Source organism: Dawidia cretensis (assembly GCF_018598175.1).
Classification (GTDB): domain Bacteria; phylum Bacteroidota; class Bacteroidia; order Cytophagales; family Cyclobacteriaceae; genus Ohtaekwangia; species Ohtaekwangia cretensis.
The window spans coordinates 1-433 of the sequence record NZ_JAHESE010000127.1; the positions used below are offsets into that span (position 1 = coordinate 1).

The 433-nt window shown below is 53.8% G+C and carries 1 protein-coding gene; it reads right to left on the reverse strand.

Features of this window, described 5'->3' with window-relative positions; all coding sequences use genetic code 11:
- Positions 1 to 433: FecR family protein (locus KK062_RS30040; RefSeq protein WP_254088082.1), on the reverse strand; the 433-nt coding region annotated here is incomplete at both ends.

Genomic DNA, 433 nt, shown 5'->3' on the forward strand with positions numbered 1-433 from the left:
ATCCATACATGATCTTTCCAGGCGCTATAAACCTTAGGATTTACGGTTTCGTGCCGAAGCTCCTTGCCTCCGGAAACTTCCACCTTATCACCCGGTTTCATCGCGATATATTGATCATCTACGGCTAATTCGATCCTTCCTTCGTTGAGCACGACGGTTGTTTTTTCCCGTTGCGACACGGTAAACTCAGTACCGACTACGTTGACATCCAGGGAACTGGTGTGTACTGTAAATTTGTACCGGCGCGATGCGTCTGCCGGATTCGTTTTTTTCCGACCCTCAAAATATGCCTCGCCGTGGAGCCACACCTCGCGGTCGCTGTCCCAATCTTCACTAAGCTCGAGTCTGGAATTGGCGGTCAGTACCGGTCTCTTAGACCCCTCTCCGAGCCCACGAGAAGTAGAGGACGCGCCGGTGGGCGGGGGGGGGTGGG